The organism is Curvibacter fontanus, from assembly GCF_054780335.1.
Genome location: NZ_BAAGWN010000009.1, coordinates 21414 through 40866, shown reverse-complemented (window position 1 = coordinate 40866; position 19453 = coordinate 21414). Strand labels below are relative to the sequence as shown.

Below are 19453 nucleotides of genomic sequence, written 5' to 3'. Positions count from 1 at the left end.
GTCTCCTGGCCGGATCCCTGCGTGACGAGTGATCCGGCCACACTGGCGGGCAGTCAGTCTTGCTTGTCGTGGTCGTCATCGTGATCCGCCTTGTCCTCGGCAGACGAGATGACCGTGCCCTTGTCGGCATCGACCAGCACATCGAAGACCTTGGCCCCGCTGACGACTTCCACGTCGTAGACCCAGCCTTGTTTCGAGCTCTCGTACTCGGCGCGCGACGCCTTGCCGTTGGCGTGCTGCTCGGCAACGGTGACGGCCTGAGCGAGGGGAATCTGGGCCTTGGTGATGGCCAGGGCGTCGTTTTCCATGCCGCCTTTGGCGGCATAGACCGCAGCGCCGGCCGCGGCCATCGTGATGGCCAGAAGGGAAAGTTTGGTGTAGCGGTGCATGATGCTTCTCCAGAAAGGTGCAGGGATTTGCACGGTGGAGAGCCTACGCAGGCAGACTTAGCTGCTACTGAGCCAAACGGGGCTGGTCTGCCTTCGAGGCGCTGCGCGCAGTTGTCTACGACTTCACCGACAGCCGCTCCGGAGAACATGCCAGGGCCTTCCTTGGCGACTGGCGCGGTAGCCTGGTCTGCGACGACTACGCGGGCTACAAGGCAAGCTTCGCGCTCGGCACGACCGAGGTGGGCTGCATGGCGCATGCGCGGCGCAAGTTCGTCGAGCTTCACCTGACCCACAAGAGCACCATCGCCGGCACGGCCATCGACTTCATCGGCCAGCTCTATGGCATCGAGCGCGAGGTCAAGGAGATGGCGCCAGCGCAGCGCCTGCAGGAGCGAAGAACGCGTTTACGCCCGATTGCCGATGCACTTCATGAATGGTTGCTGGCACAGCGGCCCCGGATCACGGACGGAACCGCCACGGCGCGTGCCCTCGACTACAGCTTGAAGCGTTGGACCGCCCTGACGAGATGCATCGAGGCTTTGGGAGGAAAGTTTTGGCAGGCGCTCAGACCAGCGTGTACGCTGTCTTCACCGTGGTGTAGAACTCCTGCGCGTAACGGCCCTGCTCGCGCGGTCCGTAGCTGCTGCCCTTTCGTCCGCCGAAGGGCACGTGGTAGTCCACGCCCGCCGTGGGCAGGTTGACCATCACCATGCCGGCCTGGGCGTGGCGCTTGAAGTGCGTGGCGTGCTTGAGGCTGGTGGTGGCGATGCCAGCTGACAGGCCGAACTCGGTGTCGTTGGCCACGGCCAGCGCTTCCTCGTAGTTTTTCACACGGATGACGCTGGCCACCGGGCCGAACACTTCCTCGCGGTTGATGCGCATGGCCGGCGTGGTGTCGGTGAGCAGCGCGGGGCTCATGAAATAGCCTTCGTGCCTGTTGCCGGTGTGGCAGGCGATGCGGACGCCACCCGCGGCCAGCGTCGCGCCTTCCGTTTTCGCGGTCTCCACGTGGCGCAGGTTCTGCGCCAGCTGCTGCTCCGAGACCACCGGGCCGATGTCCGTGCCCGTGGCCAAGGCATCGCCAATTTTCAGGGTGGCCAGGCGTGCCTGCAGCGCTTCGATGTAGCGCGGGTAGATGCCCTCGGTCACGATCAACCGGCTCGAGGCCGTACAACGCTGGCCGGTGGAGAAAAAGGCCGACTGCACGCTGAGCTCCACCGCCTGCTTCAGGTCGGCGTCGTCCAGGATGACTTGCGGATTCTTGCCGCCCATCTCCAGTTGCACCTTCTTGTGCGTCGGCACGCAGGCTTCGGCGATGCGCAGGCCCACACCGACCGAGCCGGTGAAGCTCACGGCCTGCACGCCCGCGTGTTGGACGATGGCCTCGCCGATGATGCTGCCGTGGCCCATCACCAGGTTGAACACGCCGGGGGGTATGCCGCTGCGGCTGATGATGTCGGCCAGAGCCCAGGCGCTGCCTGGCACCAGATCGGCCGGCTTGAGGACCACGCAGTTGCCAAAGGCCAGAGCCGGCGCGATTTTCCAGGCGGGAATCGCGATGGGGAAATTCCAGGGCGTGATCAGGCCCACCACGCCGATGGCTTCACGCGTGATGTCCACAGTGATACCGGGGCGCACCGAGGGCAGGTTCTCGCCCGCCAGGCGCAGGCATTCACCGGCGAAGAACTTGAAGATATGGCCCGCGCGTGTGGCCTCGCCTATGCCTTCGGGCCGGGTCTTGCCTTCTTCGCGCGACAGCAGGGTGCCGAGCTCTTCGCGCCGCGCGAGGATCTCACTGCCGATGCGGTCCAGCGCGTCGAAACGCGCTTGGATGCCGCTGGTGGACCAGGCAGGGAAGGCCGCCTGCGCGGCGTCCATGGCCGCGTCAACCGCCGCGCAATCACCTAGCGCGTAATGACCCACCACGTCAGAGAGGTTCGAGGGGTTGAGGTTGGGCGCGGCCGTGCTACCGGTGAGCCATTCGCCGGCGATGTAGTTGGCGTGGACCATCTCAGCGAGCCCAGCGCAGCACCAGCGGGTCCAGCCGCTTCGCAGCGTCCAGCAGGCCGGCGCGCACTTCCGGGTGCATGGGCGGGAAGGGGTGACGGCCCGCTTCGTAGGCGATCACATCACCTGCTTTCATCAAGGCCTTGGCGGTGAGGATGCCGCCCTGGCGGTTCTCGGCATTGATCAGCGGCAGCCACTTGGCATAAGCCGTCACCGCGGCTTCGCGGTCGCCGGCCAGATAGGGATCGATGATGGTGCGGATGCCATCCGGGTAGGCGCCGCCCGTCATGGCGCCGGTGGCGCCAGCGTCCAGGTCGGCCAGCAGGGTGATGGCCTCTTCGCCGTCCCAGGGGCCTTCGATCGCATCACCGCCCAGGCGGATCAGCTCGCGCAGCTTGCTCGCGGCGCCCGCGGTCTCGATCTTGAAGTAGGCCAGCTGTTCAATTGCTTTAGCCATGCGGGCCAGAAAAACCGGCGACAGCACCGTGCCGCTGGCCGGCGCGTCCTGCACCATGATGGGAATGTCGATGGCGTCCGAGACCCGGGCATAGAACTCGTGGATCTGCGGCTCGGGCACGCGGAAGGTGGCGCCGTGATAGGGCGGCATCACCATCACCATGGCCGCGCCCAGGTCCTGCGCGCGGCGGCTGCGCGCGGCGCACACGGCCGTGCCGTAGTGGGTGGTGGTCACGATCACCGGCACCCGGCCGGCTACGTGCGCCAGCACCGTGCGCGTGATGACCTCACGCTCCTCGTCTGAGAGCGAAAACTGCTCGGAGAAGTTGGCCAGGATGCACAGGCCGTTAGAGCCGGCGGCGATCATGAAGTCGACACATCGCTTCTGGCTGTCCAGGTCCAGCGTGCCGTCTTCGTGGAAGGTGGTGGGCACCACCGGAAACACGCCCTGGTAACGACGCTGCATGGCGCTCATTCGGTGATGTGGAACTGGTCGAGGTAGTCGGGCTTGAGCGTCAGGCCCAGGCCGGGCGCGTCGTCGCGCAGGTCCAGGAAACCGTTTTCGGCGATGGGCTCACCGTCGAAGATGTACCAGAACAGCTCGTTGCCTACTTCCACGTCAAAGATGGGGAAATACTCGGCCATGGGCGAGGCCAGGGTGCTCATGGTCAGGTGGTAGTTGTGCATCTGGCCCGCGTGCGGGATCACCGGCACGCTGTAGGCCTCGCACAGGGCGTTGATCTTGTGCGCGACCGTGATGCCGCCCACGCGGTTGGTGTCGTACTGCACCACGCTCACCGCCTTCTTGTCGAGCAGCTGCTTGAAGCCGTAGAGGCTGAACTCGTGTTCACCGCCCGAGATCGGGATGCTGGTGAGCTGGTTGAGTTCGGCATAACCGTCGATGTCGTCGGCGATCACGGGCTCTTCCAGCCAGCGCGGTTCGAACTTCTCCAGTTTGGGCAGGATGCGCTTGGCGTACTCCAGGTTCCAGCCCATATAGCACTCGAGCATCAGATCGTTTTCATAACCGATCACTTCGCGCACCGCTTCCACCGACTTGAGGTTTTCCGTCACACCCTGCTGGCCATGCGCCGGGCCGTAACCGAAGCGCATCTTGAAACCCTTGAAACCCTGGTCCTTGAACTGCTGGGCCTCTTCCTGCATGGCCTGGAGGTCGGTGCGGTAGAGCTTGCTGTAATAGCAAGGAATCTTTTCCTTGGTACGCCCGCCCAGCAGCTTGAACACCGGTTTGTGGACCGATTTGCCCAGGATGTCCCAGATGGCCAGGTCCACCGCCGAGATGGCGGCCATGGTCACGCCCTTGCGGCCCCAGGCGTGGGTGGCGCGGTACATGCGCTGCCACAGGTACTCGTAGTCCCAGGGGTCCTGGCCGATGACCAAGGGGGTCAGGTACTCGTCAATGATGGCCTTGGCGATCATGGGCGCCAGGGCCACATTGCCCAGGCCAACGATGCCGTCGTCGGTCTCCACTTCCACCACCGTCCAGGAATGGAAACGGAAGGTGCTCATGGTCTCCACGTCGCTGGGCCGCCCCGAGGCGTGGATGGCCCCCTCGGGGGGCAGCGAAGCGTGGGGGCTTGTTTTCTTGGAGTACAGCAGGTCCATGGCGTTGGAACAGAAATTGCCCTGGGGCGGCACGGTCTTGCCCTTCCATTCGAATACACGGGCGCGGACGGATTTGATTTTCATGAACGGACTACTTTCAGGCAGACAGGCCGGCCGCACCCATGCGGCAGGCGATGAGAAACGCTTGTTCGGTGGCGCTGACGTTGGCGCGGCCCTGGCCGGCGATGTCGTAGGCCGTGCCGTGCGCTGGCGTGGTGATGGGGATGGGCAGGCCGCCCTGCACCGTCACGCCCTTGGAGAAGCCCATGAGCTTGATCGCGATCTGGCCCTGGTCGTGGTACATGGTGACGATGGCGTCCAGCTCGCCGTCGCGTGCTTTCAGGAAGATGGTGTCGGCCGGGTAGGGGCCGTTCACGTCCAGGCCTTCGGTCTTGAGCGCGCGCACCGCTGGCTCGATGATCTCGATCTCTTCACGCCCGCAGGTGCCGCCGTCCCCGCCGTGCGGGTTGAAGGCCGCCACCGCCACGCGGGGCCGGGCTGCGCCCGCGGCCTGCAGAGAGCGGTAGATCAGGCGCGTGGCTTGCTGGATGCGTTCTACGCTCAGGTAACTCGCGGCGTCCTTGAGCGGGATGTGCGAGGACACGCGTGCGGTCCACAGGCCGCCCAGGGTGTTGAATTCGCAGAAGTAGCTCTTCACGCCCAGGTACTCGGCGAAGTGGTGCAGCTCGTCCTCGTGCTGGAAACCGCCCATCTTCATGGCCTGCTTGTTCAGCGGCGCAAAGCAGATGGCGTCCACCGCGCCGGCGCGCGCCGCGTCCATGCAGCGGTTCAGCACCTGCAGCACCGAACGGCCCCCGGCCGCGCCCACCTGGCCCACGGTGACCTCGCTGCGTTGCACCGTGTCCATGGCCACAAAGGCGGCCTGGGCCGTGTCGGCGCGGCCGCGTGCCTGTTCCAGTGAATCCAGCGGCGTGGTGGCCACTTGCACACCGGCCATCTGCTGGCCCCAGGCCCATAGCCAGGGGTCGCCGATCAGCACCACGTTGGCGCGGGTCGTGGTGCCGGGCTGGGCCAGCAGGCGGGCGATCAGTTCGGCGCCGATGCCGGACGGGTCGCCCAGGGTCAGCGCGACGACGGGAAGGGGCTTGCTCATGTCAGGTTCAGTCCAGCTTGATGTTCTTCTTGCGGATCAGGTCGCCGTAACGCTGGTTCTCGGCGTCGTGAAAGGCCTTGAACTGCGCGGGCGTCATGGGGGTCAGGTCGGCGCCGATGGCGGACAGCCGGGTTTGCGTCTCGGGCATGGCGATGACCTTGTTCACTTCGGCGTTCACGCGCTCGATCACGGCTTTCGGCGTGGAGGCCGGCATGTAGATGCCGTACCAGGCGCTCATCTCCACGCCCTTGACGCCGGCCTCGGCCATGGTGGGTACGTCGGGCAGCTGCGGGTTGCGCTTGGCGGCGGCCACGGCCAGGGGCTTGATCTTGCCGTTCCTGATATGGCCGATCACCGAGGGCATGGTGTCGAAACTGATCTGCACCTGGCCCGCGATCAGGTCGATCAGCGCGGGGCTGCTGCCGCGATAGGGGATGTGGGTGATGAAGGTGCCGGTCGCGTCCTTGAACAGTTCGGCCGCGATGTGCTGCGTGCTGCCCGCGCCGCTGGTGGCGTAGTTGAGCTGGCCGGGTTGGCTCTTGGCCAGCTTGATGAGTTCGGCCACATTGGCCACCGGCAGCGCGGTGTTGGCCACCAGCACATTGGGCACCGAGCCGACAAAGGCCACAGGCACCAGGTCCTTGTTGTTGTCATAACCCAGCTTGATCAGGTGCGGTGCGATCGCGTGCGCGGTGGACACGCCCATGACCAGGGTGTGGCCGTCGGTGGACTTGGCAGTGACGTCAGCGGCCAAGGTGTTGGAAGCTCCGGGGCGGTTTTCTACCACCACGGGCTGCTTGAGCAGCGGGCCCAGGCGGTCGGCCACGGCGCGGGCCATGGCGTCGGTGCCGCCACCGGGCGCGGAGCCAACCATGATGCGGATCGAACGGCTCGGCCATTCCTGGGCCTGCACGGCGCCGCAGGCGGCCAGGATCGCCAGGGCGATCGTTGTGGTCAGAGTCTTCATGGTTTTGTCTCCTGATGGGTTTTGAGGAAGTCTCACAAACCGATGGTAGGGAGGCAATTGCTTGCCGTAAACTGAAAGCTATTGATAGATCGATAACCTGAGGTAATCAGCATGGGCTCCATCGACCGCCAGGACAGCACCCCGCAACTGCTCAATCGCCTGCGCATGCGGCAGATTGCGCTGATGCTCGCCATCGACAGCGAGCGCACCCTGCGGGGCGCGGCCGGCCAGCTCGGGCTGACCCAGCCGGCTGCCACCAAGATGCTCAAGGAGCTGGAAGACGCCCTGGGTCAGCCCCTGTTCGAGCGGGTGGGCCGTGGCCTGCGTCTCAACGCGGCGGGCGAGCGGGTGACCGGTTATTTCCGCAGCATCCGCGGCAGCATGGAGGCGCTGAACCGCGAGCTGGTGGAAGTGCGCCAGGGCCGGGCCGGCAAGTTCGCGGTGGGCAGCATCATGGCGGCTTCGCCGGGGCGCCTCACCGAGGCGCTGCTCGGGCTCAAGGAGTTGTTCCCTTTGCTGACCATCGAGATCGCGGTCGACACCAGCGACCGCCTGATGCAGCAGCTGAGCGAAGGCGTGCTCGAAGTGGTGGTGGGCCGGCGCGTGGGCAACCCCGGCATCGAATGCCGTTTCACCACCATCGACGACGAACGCCTGGCCGTCGTGGTCGGCAACGAGCACCCCCTGGCGGGCAGGCGCCGCGTGACGTTTGAGGTCCTGCTGGACTATCCCTGGGTGCTGCAGCCGGCCGGCAGTCCTCTGCGCGATCTCATCGAGCGCGAATTCCGCGACCACCAGGCCCCGCTGCCCAAGGGCCTGATCGAGACCGGCTCCATCCTCACCACCATCAACCTGATCCGGCGCTCGCAGCTGGTGTCCGTTATCCCCGAGGCCGTGGCGCAACGCGACGCCGAGCACGGCATCCTGCGCATCCTGCCCTACCGCCTGGGCCAGAGCCTGACCGCCTACGGCAGCCTGGTCAGCAAGGACCGCCCACTGAGCACGCCGGCCGAACACTTTCTCAGGCTGCTGCACCAGAAACGCTAGCTGGCGCCCGCCCCCCGCCCCCGTAAACCCGCCAACCGCAAGGCCGGCGGGGTTTTTCATGGCTCCTTCTTGTACCCCATGGGGTATATATGTATACTGCACCCAGTATATGGAGAAACCCATGAAAACACTGCACACCCTCGCTTTTGTCCTTTCCCTGGCCGTGCTGGCCGGCGCTCCGGTCCTGACCCGGGCCGGCGTGGCCGTGCCCACCGTGCAGGTCGGCGCGCGGGCCGTGTCCACCGGTTACGAGATCGACGGTGTGATCGAGCCGGTCCGCCAGAGCGTGATCTCGGCCCAGGCTTCGGGCCGCATCGTCCGCCTGGCCGTGAAGATGGGCGAGCGCGTCAAGGCCGGCCAGCTGCTGGCCACCATCGACGACCGCGAGAGCGCCGTGGGCCTGCAGCGCAGCGCGGCCCAGGTGGCGCAAAGCGAGGCCGAACTGCGCAACGCCCAGGCCAACTACGAGCGCACCCGCAGCCTGCAGAGCCAGGGCTTCGTGAGCCGCGCCGCGCTGGACGCGGCAGAAACCCAGTACCAGGCGGCCCAGGCCGGTCGTGAGCAGGCCTCGGCCAGCGCGCGCGCCTCGGCCCTGTCGCAGGGCTACACGCGCGTGACCGCGCCTTACGACGGCTGGGTGCTGCAGACGCATGCCGAGGCCGGCGACCTGGCCGTGCCGGGCAAACCCATCGTGACCGTCTACGCGCCGCTGCCTCTGCGCGCCGTGGTGCAGGTGCCGGCTTCGCTGGCCGACAGCACGCGCGCGGCCAGGGAGGTTCTGGTGCAGCTGGCGGACGCCAAGGGCGACAGCCAGTGGGTGGCGCCGGTCAAGCGCAGCACCATGCCGGCGGCCGACCCCGTGTCGCAGACCGTGGTCTGGCGTCTGGACCTGTCGGCCCTGGCGGCGCAGAAGCTGCTGCCGGGTCAGCAGGTGCGCGTGCGCTTTGTCGGGGGCCAGGCCAGCCGCACCGTGGTGCCGGCAGGCGCCGTGCTGCGCCGTGGTGAGCTGACCGCCGTCTACGTGGCCTCCGACACCGGTTTCGTACTGCGGGCCGTGCGCCTGGGCGCTGACCATGGCAGCGAGGGCGTGGAAATCGTGGCCGGTCTCAGCGCGGGCGAGCAGGTGGCTCTCGATCCGGTCAAGGCCGGCCTGTCCGGCGCCAAGGCCGCTGTCACGGTCAGCAGCCGTTGAGGACTGCCATGAACGATCACAAAGCGGAAGGCCTGGGCATCTCGGGCCGTATCGCGGCCGCCTTCCAGGCCAATGCCATCACACCCCTGCTCGCCCTGGTGGCGCTGCTGCTGGGCCTGTTCGCCGTCCTGGTGACGCCGCGCGAGGAAGAGCCGCAGATCAACGTGACCATGGCCAATGTGCTGATCCCCTTCCCCGGGGCCAGCAGCGGCGATGTGCAGAACATGGTGGCGCAGCCGGCCGAGCAGGTGCTGAGCCAGATCGCCGGCATCGAGCACACCTATTCCGTGGCCCGCCCCGGCCTGGCCGTGCTGACGGTGCAGTTCAAGGTCGGTGTGCCGCGCACCGAGGCCCTGGTGCGCCTGTACGACGTGCTCAATGCCAACCAGGACTGGCTGCCGCGCGACCTGGGCACGCTGGCCCCCATCGTGAAACCCAAGGGCATCGACGACGTGCCCGTGCTGGCGGTGACCTTGTGGAGCAAGGACGCACAGCCCGCGCAGGAGCTCGAGCGCGTGGCCCATGCGGTGGAAACCGAACTCAAGCGCGTGGGCGGCACACGCGAGGTGCAGACCCTGGGCGGCCCGGGCCGCGCCGTGCACGTCTGGCTGGACCCGACCCGCCTGCGCGCGCGCGGCATCGACGTGCTCACGCTCAAGCAGACCCTGGCCGCGGCCAACTTCGGCATGCCGGCGGGCAGCGTGCTGGACACGCAGGGCCAGAAGAAGGGCGGCGCGCCGCAGATGCTCAGCGTGGAAACCGGCGAGTTCCTGCGCTCGGCGCAGGACGTGGGCGACATCGTGGTCGGCGTCAGCAAGGGCGCCCCGGTCTACCTGCGCGAAGTCGCGCGCGTCGAGGCCGGCGCGCAGCAGCCCCAGCGTTATGTCTGGTTCACGCCGGGCGCCGCCATGGCCCAGGCCGAAGGCGCCGGCGCCGCGCCCGTTGGCCAGGTCTACCCGGCCGTCACGCTGACCGTTACCAAGAAACCCGGCGAGAACGCCGTGGACGTGGCACGTGCCGCCAATGCGCGCGTGCAGGCCCTGCGCAACAGCGTGATCCCGAGCAACATCGAAGCCACCGTCACCCGCAACTACGGCGAGACCGCGGCCGAGAAAGCCAACAAGCTGATCCAGAAACTGGCTTTCGCCACCGGCTCGGTGATCCTGCTGGTGGGTTTTGCCCTGGGCCGGCGCGAGGCCGTGATCGTCGGCGCGGCCGTGATCCTGACGCTGATGGCCACGCTCTTCGCCTCCTGGGCCTGGGGCTTCACGCTCAACCGCGTCTCGCTGTTCGCGCTGATCTTCTCCATCGGCATCCTGGTGGACGACGCCATCGTGGTGGTGGAGAACATCCACCGCCACCAGCAGCTCACGCCGGGCGCACCGCTCTCCGAGATCATCCCGCGCGCCGTGGACGAGGTGGGCGGCCCCACCATCCTGGCCACGCTGACCGTGATCGCCGCGCTGCTGCCCATGGCCTTCGTCAGCGGCCTGATGGGCCCCTACATGAGCCCCATCCCGATCAACTCCAGCCTGGGCATGGCCATCTCCCTGGCCATCGCCTTCACGGTCACACCCTGGCTGGCGCTGAAACTCATGAAGCCGAACCGCGGGCAGGCCCTCACCCCGGCCCTCTCCCAGAGGGAGAGGGAGCAGGACGTGGCGGGTGTGCACCCTCGCCCCCATGGGGAGAGGGCTGGGGTGAGGGGCGAGCATGGCGGCGGCATCGGCGCCAAACTGCAGACCCTGTTCACCCGCGTGCTCACACCCTTCCTGAGCAGCTCGCGCCAGCGTCTGCTGCTACTGGCCGGCATCGGCGCCGCACTGCTGCTCTCGGTGGCGCTGACCCTGGTGCCGTCTTCCTTCGTCGGCGTGGTGTTCAAGATGCTGCCCTTCGACAACAAGAGCGAATTCCAGGTGCTGGTCGACATGCCGGCCGGCGCGCCGCTGGAAGACACGGCCGCCACCCTGCACGAGCTGGGCGCCTTCCTCGTGCAGCAGCCCGAGGTGCAGGACCTGCAGGCCTATGCCGGCACGGCCTCGCCCATCACCTTCAACGGCCTGGTGCGCCAGTACTACCTGCGCGCCGAGGCCGAGCAGGGCGACCTGCAGGTCAACCTGGTGGACAAACACCATCGCAGCGAAAAGAGCCACGCCATCGCGCAGCGCCTGCGTCCCGCGCTGGAAAAGATCGGCGTACGGCACGGCGCGCGCGTCAAGGTGGTCGAAGTGCCGCCCGGTCCGCCCGTCATGAGTCCGCTGGTGGCCGAGATCTACGGCCCCGACGAGGCCGGTCGCCAGCAGCTAGCTGGCCGTGTCGCGCAGGCCTTCGGCCAGACCGCCGACATCGTGGGCGTGGACACGTCGCTCAAGGAAGACGCGCCGCGCGCCTGGCTGCGCGTGCGCCGCCAGCGCGCCGAGTCCCTGGGCATCCCCGTGGCCGCCGTGGCGCAGACTGTCTCGGCCGCGCTCTCGGGCACCGACGCCGCCTGGCTGCACGACGCGCAGTCCAAGTACCCGGTGCCCGTGCGCCTGCAGCTGCCGCGCGAGCAGCAGCTGGGGCTGGACGCCCTGCTGGCCCTGCCTATGCGCGCGGCCAACGGTCAATTGGTGCCCTTGTCCGAGCTGGTGCGCGTGGAGCGTGGCGTGATCGACAAGCCGCTTTACACCAAGGACCTGGCCAAGGTGAGTTATGTCTTCGGTGACATGGCAGGCAAGCTCGACTCGCCTCTGTACGGCCTGTTCGCCATCCGCCCCAAGCTGAATGCCGCCGCGCTGCAGGGCACGGGCGAGCTGGGCGAGTACTGGATCAAGCAGCCCACCGATACCTTCCGCCAGTACGCGCTCAAGTGGGACGGCGAGTGGCAGATCACCTACGAAACCTTCCGCGACATGGGCACCGCCTACGGCGTGGGGCTGATCCTGATCTACCTGCTGGTGGTGGCGCAGTTCCGCTCGTACACCACGCCCCTGGTCATCATGGCGCCCATTCCGCTGACCATCATCGGTGTCATGCCGGGCCATGCCCTGCTGGGTGCGCAGTTCACCGCCACCTCCATGATCGGCATGATCGCGCTGGCCGGCATCATCGTGCGCAACTCCATCCTTCTGGTGGACTTCATCGAGCTGCAGGTGGCGCAGGGCATGCGGTTCCGCGAAGCCGTGGTGCAGTCGGCCGCCGTGCGCGCCCAGCCCATCGCGCTCACCGGCCTGGCCGCCATGATCGGCGCCTTTTTCATCCTGGATGACCCCATCTTCAACGGCCTGGCCATCTCGCTGATCTTCGGCATCCTGGTCTCCACCCTGCTCACGCTGGTGGTGATTCCGGTGCTCTATTACGCCCTGTACCGCCGCCAGCATGAGAACGCCGACGGCACGCCCCTGCTTTCCGTTTCCGCAACCTGAACCTTAGGAGTTAAAAATGACTGTTGAACGCTACATCCGCATCATGGCCGGTTTCTTCGTCATGCTGTCGCTGGCCCTGGGCATCGAAGCCAGCCCCATCTTCGTGAGCCCCTGGTTTCTGGCCTTCACCGCCTTCGTCGGTTTCAACCTGTTCCAGTCGGGCATCACCGGCTTCTGCCCGCCCGGTTTCCTGCTCAGGAAACTGGGCGTGCCCGAAGGCGGCTCCTGCGGCACCAAGTAAGCCATCACGAGGAGCCCGGCATGAGCGAATCCCCACCCCGTGTCGTGCTGCGCCAGCAGCAGGACTTCCAGTTCGCCATCGACTTCGGCGCCGATCTGCCCAAGCTGATCGGTGACGAGAACCCGCCGCTGGGCCGGGGCCGGGGGCCCACGCCCGTGCAGCTGCTGGCGGCTGCCGTGGGCAACTGCCTGTCGGACTCGCTGCTGTTTGCTTGCGCCAAGTTCAAGCAGACGCCCGAGCCCATCAGCTGCGAAGTCACGGCGGAGATCGGCCGCAATGCCGACAACCGCCTGCGCGTGCTGGGGCTGGACGTGGCGCTCACGCTGGGCGTGCCTGCCGCCAGCCTGCAGCATCTGGACCGCGTGCTCGAACAGTTCGAGGCTTTCTGCACCGTGGGCGCCAGCGTGGCGCAGGGCATCCCCCTGCATGTCAGCGTGCGCGACGCCAACGGGCAGCAGCTCAAACAAGGGAGAGAGGCATGGCCAAGAGCGCATCCTTGAAGAAAGCACCGGCGCCCGCCAGCACCGCCGTCAGCTGCGACCCGACCGTGCTGACCGACAGCGACGCACGCACCGAGGTGCTCAATCGCCTGCGCCGCGCCGAAGGCCAGCTGCGCGGCATCCAGCGCATGATCGAGGACGGCGAGAGCTGCCTCAAGATCGGCCAGCAATTCTCGGCCGTGCGCAAGGCGCTGGACAGCACCTACCTGCGCATGACGGTCTGCTTCATGGCGCAGGAACTCGAAGCGCGCCTCACGCCCGGCGAGGAGCAGAAGGCCGACCTCTCGGCCATGATGAAGGACATGGAGACCATGCTGGCCCGGCTGGGTTGAGGAGGCTCCTTGGCCTCAGGCGACATCCACGATGGCCGCCGTGGCCTTGCGCACCAGCGGCAGCACAAAAAGCAGCGTGGGAAAAGCCACGAGCCAGGAGAGCGCCCAGGAGCCCAGCCAGAGGCGGGGCAGCTCGGGCGTGAGGCCCACGCTGCGCAGCGTGCTGATCAGGGAGACGATGAAGGTCATCAGCACCGAGAGCAGCAGCGGCATGACCCAGACGGCGGCGCGCGCCGGCAGTTTCGGAAGGCCCAGGAAATTCTTCCTGGGAAGGTCAGGGGGGTTCATAGGGGTTCCACGGGCCAGCGCTGACGGCTCAGCGGGCCCATTGCTCAAAGGTCTGGTCCAGTGCCTGCAGCCAGCGGCGCTGGTCCGCCTCGGGGGCGAAGCTGGCCGTGAGGCTGTTGGCCGCCAGTGTGTAGGCGTGTTGCGCGTTCAGCGGCAGGGCTGCGAAGGTCTGCAGGTAGTTGTCGTTCACATAACCACCGAAATAGGCCGGGTCGTCGGAGTTGATCGTCACGCAGACACCGGCATCGAGCATGCGGCCCAGGTTGTGCTGCGCCAGGTCCTTGAACACGCAGAGCTTGAGGTTGGACAGGGGGCAGACGGTCAACGGCATGCGGCTGTCGACCAGGCGCTGCATCAGGGCCGCGTCGTGGATGGATTGCACGCCGTGGTCGATGCGCTCGACACGTAGCACGTCCAGCGCCGACCACACGTAGGCCGGCGGCCCTTCTTCACCCGCATGAGCCACCAGGTGCAGGCCCAGCGCGCGGCAACGCGCGAACACGCGGGCGAATTTCTCGGGGGGGTGGCCCACCTCGCTGGAGTCCAGGCCGACGCCGATGAAATGCTGGCGCCAGGGCAGGGCGGCCTCCAGCGTGGCGAAAGCATCCTCCTCGGACAGATGGCGCAGGAAGCAGAGGATGAGGTCGGCGCTGATGCCGAGCTTCTTGTGCGCATCGGCGCAGGCCCGGCGCAGCCCTTCGATCACGGTGGCCATGGGCACACCGCGGGCGGTGTGGGTCTGGGGGTCGAAGAAGAGTTCGGCCCGCACCACGTGGTCGGCCCGCGCCCGCTCGAAATAGGCCCAGGCCATGTCGTAGAAGTCCTGTTCGTGCAGCAGCACGCTGGCCCCGGCGTAATACAGGTCCAGAAAACTTTGCAGATCGGTGAAGGCGTAGGCCGCACGCAGTGCGGCCACATTGGCATAGGGTAGCTGGACGCCGTTGCGCCGGGCCAGGGCAAAGATCAGCTCGGGCTCCAGCGAGCCTTCGATGTGGATGTGCAGCTCCGCCTTGGGCATGGCCCGCAGCAGTTCAGGCAGCCGCTGGGTATCAATGTCGGGGATGGACGGCATGGAAAGCTCCTGATGAAACAACAAGGGGCTGCCGAAGCAGCCCCTTTCATCCGGTCTCGGCTTTATTTGCCCCCGGGGATCTTGCCTTCCACGCCCTTGACGTAGAAGTTGATGCCGCCGAGGAACTTGTCGTCGGCGACTTCGTCCTTCTTCAGCACGGGTTTGCCGTCCTGGCCGACGATGGGGCCCTTCCAGATCGAGAAGCTGCCGTCCTTCAGGCCGGCCTTGATCTCGTCGATTTTCTTCTTGCTTTCATCCGGCACGTCGGCGGCGATGGACACCATGTCGATGGCGCCTTCCTTCACGCCCCACCAGCTCTGGCCCGTGGCCCACTTGCCCTCGAGTGCGTCGCGCGTGGCCTTGATGTAGTACGGAGCCCAGTTGATGACGGCCGAACCGAGGTGGGCCTTGGGGCCGTAGGCGGTCATGTCGCTGTCCCAGCCGAAGGCGCGCTTGCCCATCTTCTCGGCGGTCTGCAGCACGGCCGAGGAGTCGGTGTTCTGCATCAGCACGTCGGCGCCGCCGTTGATCAGGGCGGTGGCGGCTTCGGTTTCCTTCGGCGGGTTGAACCAGTCACCCACCCAGACCACGCGGGTCTTGACCTTGGGGTTCACGGACTGCGCGCCCAGCGTGAAGCTGTTGATGTTGCGGATCACCTCGGGGATCGGGATCGAGCCGACCACACCCAGGGTGTTGGTCTTGGTCATCTTGCCCGCGATCACGCCGGCCATGTAGGCGCCTTCGTAGGTGCGGCTGTCGTAGGTGCGCATGTTCTCGGCCGTCTTGTAGCCGGTGGCGTGCTCGAACTTCACGCCCTTGGTGTCCGCGGCGACCTTGAGCATGGGCTCCATGTAACCGAAGGTGGTGCCGAAGATCAGGGTGTTGCCCTGGCCGGCCATGTCGCGGATCACGCGCTCGGCGTCGGCGCTTTCCGGCACCTTCTCGACGAAGCTGGTAGCGACCTTGTCGCCGAATTCCTTCTCGATGGCCTTGCGCCCGTTGTCGTGGGCAAAGGTCCAGCCGCCGTCACCGACGGGGCCCACGTAGGCAAAGGCGATCTTCAGCGGCGCGGGCTTGGTTGCGGCAGGGGCTGCGGCCGGCGCGGCAGCGGGCTCTTCCTTCTTGCCGCAGCCCACGAGGGCGGCCGCGGCCAGGGTGATCAGGGCAGCTGCCTGGAACAGGCGGCGTTGGGTCAGGTCGGTCATGAAGGTCCTCACTGGTTGGAAAAAGACGTAGGGATTATGAACTCGGAGTGAATGATTTGCCCAGAGATGCCGGCATGTTCACGCGTATCCAGGCCGGGTTGCGCGAGATCAGGGCCAGCACCACGATGGTGGCCAGGTAGGGCAGCATGTCCAGGAACTGGCTGGGTATGTCCACGCCCACGCCCTGCAGATGGAACTGCAGCATGGTCACGCCGCCGAACAGGTAAGCACCGAGCAAGACGCGTGCCGGGCGCCAGGTGGCAAAGGTGGTCAGCGCCAGGGCGATCCAGCCCTTGCCGGCCACCATGCCCTCCACCCACAGCGGGGTGTAGACCACGGAGAGGTAGGCGCCCGAGAGGCCGCACAGCGCGCCGCCGGCCACCACGGCCGCCAGCCGGATGCGCCGCACCGGGTAACCCAGGGCATGGGCCGATTCGGGCGACTCGCCCACGGCGCGCAGGATCAGGCCGCTGCGGCTGCGGTCGAACCAGAAGACCAGGGCCACGACCAGGGCCATGGTCACATAAACCAGCGGGTGCTGGCGGAGCAGGGCCGGGCCGATCCAGGGGATGTCGCCCAGCACCGGCACGACCCACTGCGCGCGCTCGGGCAGCTTGGCCTGCACGTAGGCGATGCCCGCAAAAGCGGAAAAGCCCGCACCAAACAGGCTCAGCGCCAGGCCGGTGGCATAGGGGTTGGTGCCCAGCCAGATCACCAGCCAGCCGAAGAGCGCGGCCAGCAGCGCCCCGGCGCCCATGCCGGCGGCGAAACCCAGCCAGTCATTGCCCGTGTGCACCACGGTGGCGAAACCGGCGATGGCCGCGCACAGCATCATGCCCTCAGCCCCCAGGTTGACGATGCCGGACTTCTCGTTGATCAGCAGGCCCAGGGCCGCCAGGGCCAGCACCGTGCCGGCATTGAGCGTGGCCGCGAGCAGCAGGGCGTAGGATTCCATCAGCTTTTCCTCCCCAGCTTGAGGCGGTAGTTGATCAGCGTGTCGCAGGTCAGCAGCGTGAACAGCAGCAGACCTTGGAACACGCCGGTGATGGACTTGGGCAGGCCCAGGCGCGACTGCGCGAGTTCACCGCCAATGTAGAACATGCTCATGAGGATGGCCGAGAAGACCATGCCCACCGGGTGCAGCCGCCCCACAAAGGCCACGATGATGGCCGCGAAACCGTAACCCGCCGGCACATAGGGCGTGAGCTGACCGATGGGGCCCGCCACCTCCAGCGCCCCGGCCAGGCCGGCCGCGCCGCCCGAGACCAGCAGGGCTGTCCACAGGGCCCGGCGCGAGGAGAAGCCCGCATAACGTGCCGCTGCCGGCGCCAGCCCGCCGACCTGCAGCGCGAAACCGGCACGCAGGCGGAACAGGAAAACCCAGAGCGCGCCCGCACCCAGCAGGGCCAGGACCAGGCCGATGTTCATGCGCGAGCCGCTCATGAGCCGCGGGATCTGCGTCACCGCCTCGAAGGTCTTGGTCTGCGGAAAGTTGTAGCCCCCCGGGTCCTTCCAGGGGCCGTGCACCATGAAGTTCAGCAGCTGGATGGCCACGTAGACCAGCATCAGGCTCACCAGGATCTCGTTGGCGTTGAAGCGGTCGCGCAGCAGCGCCGTGAAACCGGCCCAGACCATGCCGCCCAGCACGCCGGCCAGCAGCAGCACCGGAATGATCCAGGGCCCCGTGCCCTTGCCGGCCAGCAGGGCGATGCCGCCGGCGCAGACCGCGCCGATGACAAACTGCCCCTCGGCGCCGATGTTCCAGACATTGGAGCGGAAGCACACCGCCAGGCCCAGCGCGATGATGAGCAGCGGCGTGGCCTTGACCATGAGCTCGCCCAGGGCGTAACCCGATTTCACCGGTTCCCAGAAAAACATCTGCAGGCCGCGCAGCGGGTCCTTGCCCAGGGCCACGAAGAGGATCACGCCCAGCAGCACGGTCAGCGCCAGCGCCAGCAGGGGCGAACCCAGGCCCCAGGCGCGCGAGGGTTGGGGGCGGGCTTCAAGCCGCAGCATGGCCGGCCTCCATATCTTGCAGATGGTGTTGCACCTCGCCGTGCCACAGGCCGCTCATCCACTCGCCGATACGTTCGGTCGTGGCCTCGGCCATGGGGAGGGAAGGCGAGAGCCGGCCCTTGGCCATCACGTGCAGGCGGTCGCTGAGCTCGAACAGCTCCTCCAGCTCCTCGCTGACCACCAGCACCGCGCAGCCCGCATCACGCAGGGCCAGGATCTCGGCGCGGATCTGCGCGGCCGCGCCCACGTCCACGCCCCAGGTCGGCTGCGAGACGATCAGCAGGCGCGGGCCGGCGTCGATCTCGCGGCCCACGATGAACTTCTGCAGATTGCCGCCCGACAGGCTGCGCGCCGCCGCGTGCTCATCGGCCGCTTTCACGTGCAGACGCGCGATGATGCCGCGCGCCTGGGCAGCCAGCGCGTCGGTGCGTATCCAGCCCAGCGGGCCCAGGGATTCGCCACGCGTGAGCAGCAGGTTGTGGTCCAGGCCCATGGCGGGCACGGCGCCGCGGCCCAGGCGCTCCTCGGGCACAAAGTGCAGGCCCAGGGCGCGGCGGCGGGCCGGGTCCAGCCGGGTCGCGTCCTGCTCGCCCAGGCGGATGCTGCCGCCCGGGCTGCGCAGGTCCTCGCCCGAGAGCGCGTACAGCAGCTCGCGCTGACCGTTGCCCGACACGCCGGCAATGCCCACCACCTCGCCCGCGCGCACCTGCAGGGCGATGTCGTCCAGGTCCACGCCAAAGGGGTCCAGACGCGACAGGCTCAGGCCGCGAACTTCCAGCTGCACCGCGCCGGTCTGGGGCGGTTTGTGCTGCAGGGCCGGCGGTTCGGCCCCGATCATCAGGCGGCTCAGCGAGGCATTGCTTTCCTCGCGCGGGTCGCAGGTGCCGGTGACTTCACCGCCGCGCAGCACCGTGCAGACCGTGCACAGGGCGCGGATCTCGTGCAGCTTGTGGCTGATGTAGAGAATGCTGCAGCCCTGGGCGGCCAGCTGGCGCAGCACCTCGAAGAGTTTTTCCACGGCCTGCGGCGTCAGCACCGAGGTCGGTTCGTCCAGGATCAGCAGCTGCGGTTCGCCCAGCAGGGCGCGGATGATCTCTACCCGCTGCATCTCGCCCACGCTCAGGCTGTGCACGGGGCGCTCGGGGTCGATGTCCAGGCCGTACTGCCGGGCCTTGTCGCGGATGCGCCGGGTCACCTCGGCCAGCCTCAGGCTTTTGTCCAGGCCGATCCAGACGTTCTCGGCCACGGTCAGCGAGTCAAACAGGCTGAAGTGCTGGAACACCATGCTGATGCCCAGGGCCCGGGCCTGCTGCGGGTTGCGGATGTGCACGACCTGCCCGTTGTAGACGATCTCGCCCTCGTCGGGTTTGACAGCGCCGTAGATGATCTTCATCAGGGTGGACTTGCCCGCCCCGTTTTCGCCCAGCACCGCATGGATCTGGCCGGCTTGCACCGTCAGGGCCACATAGCGGTTCGCCACCACGCCGGGGTAGCGCTTGCTGATACCGGAGAGCGCAAGGCGAGGTGGGGCGTCTGCGACGGAGGTGCTCATGATGTCAAAGGGGTTGTTCGCGCGTGAGAAATCTGGGCGAACCGC

At 67.2% G+C, this 19453-nt stretch carries 18 protein-coding genes and 1 pseudogene; 7 read left to right on the top strand and 12 right to left on the bottom strand.

Annotation, left to right across the window (positions count from 1 at the left end):
• Positions 1 to 53 precede the first annotated feature (53 nt).
• Positions 54 to 389 (bottom strand): PepSY domain-containing protein, encoded by a 336-nt coding sequence (locus ACYVH8_RS05055; RefSeq protein WP_460487792.1) that lies wholly within the window; start codon positions 387 to 389, stop codon positions 54 to 56.
• Positions 390 to 481: 92 nt separating this feature from the next.
• Between ACYVH8_RS05055 and ACYVH8_RS05050 the strand changes: the two are divergent.
• A pseudogene (locus ACYVH8_RS05050) lies at positions 482 to 925 on the top strand (IS66 family transposase); the annotation flags it as partial.
• 28 nt (positions 926 to 953) lie between these two features.
• On the opposite strand, the gene ACYVH8_RS05045 reads toward ACYVH8_RS05050, so the two are convergent.
• From ACYVH8_RS05045 to ACYVH8_RS05025, 5 genes are read right to left on the bottom strand one after another with little or no spacing between them, the layout of a single operon-like run.
• Positions 954 to 2399, bottom strand: a complete 1446-nt coding sequence (locus ACYVH8_RS05045; protein ID WP_460487791.1) for an aldehyde dehydrogenase family protein — start codon at positions 2397 to 2399, stop codon at positions 954 to 956.
• Between the two features lies 1 nt (position 2400).
• Positions 2401 to 3318 carry a dihydrodipicolinate synthase family protein gene (locus tag ACYVH8_RS05040; protein ID WP_460487790.1) on the bottom strand — a complete coding sequence of 306 codons (918 nt, stop codon included), beginning with the start codon at positions 3316 to 3318 and terminating at the stop codon, positions 2401 to 2403.
• A gap of 5 nt (positions 3319 to 3323) precedes the next feature.
• Positions 3324 to 4562: an L-rhamnonate dehydratase gene (locus ACYVH8_RS05035; RefSeq protein WP_460487789.1), complete on the bottom strand. Its 1239-nt coding sequence runs from the start codon at positions 4560 to 4562 to the stop codon at positions 3324 to 3326.
• Between the two features lie 13 nt (positions 4563 to 4575).
• Positions 4576 to 5592: a 4-hydroxythreonine-4-phosphate dehydrogenase PdxA gene (locus ACYVH8_RS05030; protein ID WP_460487788.1), complete on the bottom strand. Its 1017-nt coding sequence runs from the start codon at positions 5590 to 5592 to the stop codon at positions 4576 to 4578.
• Between the two features lie 7 nt (positions 5593 to 5599).
• Complete coding sequence (locus tag ACYVH8_RS05025; RefSeq protein WP_460487787.1) at positions 5600 to 6559, bottom strand: Bug family tripartite tricarboxylate transporter substrate binding protein; 960 nt, start codon at positions 6557 to 6559, stop codon at positions 5600 to 5602.
• A 111-nt stretch (positions 6560 to 6670) separates the two neighbouring features.
• Here ACYVH8_RS05025 and ACYVH8_RS05020 point away from each other — a divergent pair, with 111 nt between their 5' ends.
• The 6 genes from ACYVH8_RS05020 to ACYVH8_RS04995 all read left to right on the top strand — a co-directional run bounded on the left by ACYVH8_RS05020 (position 6671) and on the right by ACYVH8_RS04995 (position 13275).
• Positions 6671 to 7606, top strand: a complete 936-nt coding sequence (locus ACYVH8_RS05020) for a LysR family transcriptional regulator (protein WP_460487786.1) — start codon at positions 6671 to 6673, stop codon at positions 7604 to 7606.
• A gap of 121 nt (positions 7607 to 7727) precedes the next feature.
• On the top strand, positions 7728 to 8798 hold the full coding sequence (locus tag ACYVH8_RS05015) for an efflux RND transporter periplasmic adaptor subunit (RefSeq protein WP_460487785.1): 1071 nt from the start codon (positions 7728 to 7730) through the stop codon (positions 8796 to 8798).
• Positions 8799 to 8806: 8 nt separating this feature from the next.
• Positions 8807 to 12202 (top strand): efflux RND transporter permease subunit, encoded by a 3396-nt coding sequence (locus tag ACYVH8_RS05010; RefSeq protein ID WP_460487784.1) that lies wholly within the window; start codon positions 8807 to 8809, stop codon positions 12200 to 12202.
• A gap of 16 nt (positions 12203 to 12218) precedes the next feature.
• A complete protein-coding gene (locus tag ACYVH8_RS05005) occupies positions 12219 to 12443 on the top strand; it encodes a YgaP family membrane protein (protein ID WP_460487783.1) in 225 nt (74 codons plus the stop codon).
• 20 nt (positions 12444 to 12463) lie between these two features.
• The gene (locus ACYVH8_RS05000) at positions 12464 to 12943 is read left to right on the top strand and encodes an OsmC family protein (RefSeq protein ID WP_460487782.1); all 480 of its coding nucleotides are present in this window, start codon (positions 12464 to 12466) and stop codon (positions 12941 to 12943) included.
• The gene (locus ACYVH8_RS04995; protein ID WP_460487781.1) at positions 12922 to 13275 is read left to right on the top strand and encodes a metal-sensing transcriptional repressor; all 354 of its coding nucleotides are present in this window, start codon (positions 12922 to 12924) and stop codon (positions 13273 to 13275) included. Before ACYVH8_RS05000 ends, ACYVH8_RS04995 begins: the two co-directional genes overlap by 22 nt.
• A 15-nt stretch (positions 13276 to 13290) precedes the next feature.
• Here ACYVH8_RS04995 and ACYVH8_RS04990 read toward each other — a convergent pair whose 3' ends face one another.
• The 6 genes from ACYVH8_RS04990 to ACYVH8_RS04965 form a co-directional block, all read right to left on the bottom strand.
• Positions 13291 to 13563, bottom strand: coding sequence for a DUF2798 domain-containing protein (locus tag ACYVH8_RS04990; RefSeq protein WP_460487780.1), 273 nt, complete (start codon positions 13561 to 13563; stop codon positions 13291 to 13293).
• 28 nt (positions 13564 to 13591) lie between these two features.
• Complete coding sequence (locus ACYVH8_RS04985) at positions 13592 to 14635, bottom strand: adenosine deaminase (RefSeq protein WP_460487779.1); 1044 nt, start codon at positions 14633 to 14635, stop codon at positions 13592 to 13594.
• Positions 14636 to 14697: 62 nt separating this feature from the next.
• Positions 14698 to 15840, bottom strand: coding sequence for a BMP family ABC transporter substrate-binding protein (locus tag ACYVH8_RS04980; protein WP_460487778.1), 1143 nt, complete (start codon positions 15838 to 15840; stop codon positions 14698 to 14700).
• A gap of 34 nt (positions 15841 to 15874) precedes the next feature.
• Complete coding sequence (locus ACYVH8_RS04975; RefSeq protein ID WP_460487777.1) at positions 15875 to 16795, bottom strand: ABC transporter permease; 921 nt, start codon at positions 16793 to 16795, stop codon at positions 15875 to 15877.
• Positions 16795 to 17856 (bottom strand): ABC transporter permease, encoded by a 1062-nt coding sequence (locus ACYVH8_RS04970; RefSeq protein ID WP_460487776.1) that lies wholly within the window; start codon positions 17854 to 17856, stop codon positions 16795 to 16797. Before ACYVH8_RS04970 ends, ACYVH8_RS04975 begins: the two co-directional genes overlap by 1 nt.
• Entirely contained in the window at positions 17843 to 19408 is a 1566-nt protein-coding gene (locus ACYVH8_RS04965; RefSeq protein WP_460487775.1) for an ABC transporter ATP-binding protein, read from the bottom strand. Before ACYVH8_RS04965 ends, ACYVH8_RS04970 begins: the two co-directional genes overlap by 14 nt.
• Between the last annotated feature and the right edge of the window lie 45 nt (positions 19409 to 19453).